General features: G+C 42.7%; 2 protein-coding genes. One reads left to right on the top strand and one right to left on the bottom strand.

The annotated features are described in order from the left end of the window. Positions 1-993 (top strand): transposase (locus tag NOS26_RS00120; RefSeq protein WP_255917084.1); only part of this gene is annotated, 993 nt, incomplete at its 5' end. A gap of 97 nt (positions 994-1,090) precedes the next feature. On the opposite strand, the gene NOS26_RS00115 is transcribed toward NOS26_RS00120, so the two are convergent. After that, positions 1,091-1,366, bottom strand: a complete 276-nt coding sequence (locus NOS26_RS00115; RefSeq protein WP_255917083.1) for a BCCT family transporter — start codon at positions 1,364-1,366, stop codon at positions 1,091-1,093. Positions 1,367-1,453: the final 87 nt, after the last annotated feature.

Genomic DNA, 1,453 nt, shown 5'->3' with positions numbered 1-1,453 from the left:
ATTGCCAGATATAAGACGGTAAAACAACAGCTCTTCCAAAATCCTTACAGATATAAAGATGAGAATGGCAACTGGCAACGCATCGCCAAGACATTGGAATGGCTTTGGAAGCCTGTGTTCTTTAGCCGCCCACAAGTGGACTTGGTTCGCAATCGTGATTATAGCTTCGTTGGTAGCGGACAGGTTCTGTCCATCAATACGCTCGGGAAAAGAACCAAATGCACCTTTGAGGGCAAGCATTTTGCGGAATATCTTGATGGCTCTTATGACCTTGGTACAGCGAAACTGGTCGAACTGAAAGGCTTATGGTATCTCCATATCCCTGTGACCAAAATTGTTGAGGACTTCCAAAAGGAAACCGTTCGTCACGTTGTCGGCATTGACAGGGGACTCCGTTTCCTTACCGTCAGCTATGACGAGCAGGGAAAAACAGAATTTGTTTCTGGCAGGAAGGTTGCGACCCAACGACACAAGTTTCAAGAAGTTCGTAAGCAACTTCAATCTAAAGGTACAAAATCAGCAAAGCGTAAACTCAAAGCCATTTCTGGACGAGAGAACCGTTGGATGTCCGATGTTAACCATCAGATTTCTAAGACACTCATTGAGAAATACGGCAAAGATACACTGTTTGTGCTTGAAGATTTAACCAGCGTTAGCTTTGAAGAATCCAATCTTTCCAGAACGGCAAAACAAAACAATGATTTGCGTAGCTGGGCATTCTATCAGTTGGAACAATTTTTGACTTACAAAGCCCATGAGAATCGCTCCGAAGTCCTGAAGGTATCGGCTAGATATACTTCCCAACGTTGCCCCAAATGTGGTACTATCCATAAAGAAAATCGTGACCACCACAGACATCTGTATAGTTGCCAGTGTGGTTACAGATCTAACGATGACCGTATCGGAGCTATGAATATTCAGCTCCTCGGAACTATGTGGATTTCCGGAGATAACAATCCTCGTTACGAAAGAATAACAACTGCTTTGGAGTAAACTCCTTAGCAAAGCGGGTGTTGTCAGCCACCCGATGATGTAGGCGGATTTAGGAAGACCATCTTTTAGATGTCGTTAGTACCTATGCAGTTCCGACTTACAAGCTCCCGACTTTAGTCGGGAGTAGTTGACCTTCGTTTCCCAATCGGATGTCACCGAGTTTTCCCAGGCATAAGATGACCAGGAAGAGGAAAAAGAAGGCGACGCAAAGAATATACACCCAGCTAAATGAACTGAATATATATTCCTTTACATTACTTAAAACCGCATCTGTACGGTCAGGAAAGAAGATACAGCTTATGACGACGATTCCAATGAATAAGATACTGGGCAGGACAATACTTGCCTGTAAGTTGTTTTTTGGAATTTTCAAAGAAAAACCACCTTTCCAAAATAAAAATGAAAGATATGAACAAATTAATTGTATTATTTGAACCTCTCCCGCTTATAGAAGCGAGAT

This window comes from Megasphaera sp. SC8-1, from assembly GCF_024436295.1.
GTDB lineage: Bacteria > Bacillota > Negativicutes > Veillonellales > Megasphaeraceae > Megasphaera > Megasphaera elsdenii.
The sequence above is the reverse complement of the archived record's forward strand: the minus strand, read 5'-3'. Positions and strand labels throughout refer to the sequence as shown.